The 1586-nt window shown below is 46.5% G+C and carries 1 protein-coding gene; it reads right to left on the reverse strand.

Annotated features, from left to right (window positions below; all coding sequences use genetic code 11):
* Positions 1-319: 319 nt before the first annotated feature.
* A complete protein-coding gene (locus tag V7R55_RS19445) occupies positions 320-1474 on the reverse strand; it encodes an IS110 family transposase (RefSeq protein WP_334061016.1) in 1155 nt (384 codons plus the stop codon).
* Positions 1475-1586 lie beyond the last annotated feature (112 nt).

The following is a 1586-nucleotide window of genomic DNA, read 5'->3' on the forward strand; positions in this document are numbered from 1 at the left end:
GTTGGTATGACTCCCTTTGTCAACCCTGAACGAGTGCATCCCTGACACTCTTTCAGCCCATAATTAGTATTCTTTATTACTCAAAATAAATGAGCTAACGCACCGGATGAGGCAGTAATGTCGTCGGTTATTATGCTGGTATTCGTAGGTTACTTATTCAATAAATAAGCAGAGCTGACCTTACATGTTCCGCCGTAGCACCTTCTCATCAGTCTAGGCTCGTGGTTCAACAACCGTTAGGTTGTTGCCATCATAACGCCCTCGTAGGTTGTGCCACATCCCGCGGCCTGATCCGAATGCGTTAGCTCAAACTCGTTTTTCATGCAGGTACTCGGCTTAGTCTTAATTTTGGGTTTACCGGCGTGAGTACCACTTCCTTTGCAATAGCCCAGATGTATGCCGCCATTTCTCTGGCTATCGCGGTAATGATTAAATTGTAGTGTTTACCCTTTTTACTCATGCGCTGGTAGCGTTTGCACAAGCGAAGCTGTGCTTTCCAAGCGATATCGACGATGTCTTTAGGTAAGCCTTCCTGCCTTAACTGTAATTCAGTAGAGATGTTAGCCGGATAACGGTAGCTGTGCGCCCCCTCTATCAGTAAACGCCTTGCTCGGCCATTTCCTGCTTTTGTAATGGCGCCTAAGTGTCGCTTTCCACCTGATGATTGTTCACTGGGAACTAAGCCCAGATAAGCCATGAGCTTTCTTGGATGGTCGAAGCGATTTAAATCGCCAAGTTCTGCTACCACGCCAACAGCAACGAGCAATCGAACGCCTCGCATCGCCTGAAAGGCTTTCACTACCGGATAATAGCGCCATTGGTGCACATGGTGGGTTAACTCATTATCGAGCCTTTCCAGTCGCCGGATACGCTCTTCTATGGTTTGCAATTGTTCTTGTAAGACAATTTGCTGGGCCGGGTGAGGCAATATCAATTCCGTGAGCCAGCGAAGGTGTTTCTTCGACCAGTTGGCAGTGCCTTCATAGCGTATGTTATTTCGCAAAAGTAGAGCTTTAAGCTGGTACTTCGCTTCTTTTAAATCCTTCATTGCTGCTTCTCGAGCTCGAGATAAATCCCGCACAGCTTCATCTTCCGGCTCGGGCACATAGATGGGTGTAAGGTCTTCAGACTTTAGTGACCTAACGAGCTTAAGCGCATCTCGTCGGTCGGTTTTAATTCGCTCTCCTGGCTTTTTTGGAATAAGAGACGGTGCCACAACATAGCAACAATGCCCCAAGCCCGTTATCAGACGATAAATCCAATAACCACACGGTCCTGCTTCATAAACCACATGAATTGTTGCGCCCGGATATTTAGATTCAAACTGGCGAATAAGCTTTTTGACACTGACCTTAGACGAGGGAATACGACCATAATGAACGGGCGTCGCGCCGCGCTGTTCCTCACAATAAGCAACTTCATGAAACTCTTTATGCGTATCCAAACCGATAAAAATCATGCTATGTTTGTTCATGCTAGCCTCCAAATTGATTTAGTATTGAACAAACTAATTATGGCTCTGGCTGAAAAGTTAACCCACGAAAATGCGGGGGCTAGCACTTTTACAGGGAGTCATTGTGTCTAGG

The organism is Alteromonas sp. S005 (genome assembly GCF_036864475.1).
GTDB lineage: Bacteria > Pseudomonadota > Gammaproteobacteria > Enterobacterales > Alteromonadaceae > Alteromonas.

What these genes read in the sequence shown, in the direction of transcription:
- V7R55_RS19445 (WP_334061016.1), bottom strand. Translation starts at nt 1,474, where the DNA reads ATGAACAAACATAGCATGATTTTTATCGGTTTGGATACGCATAAAGAG.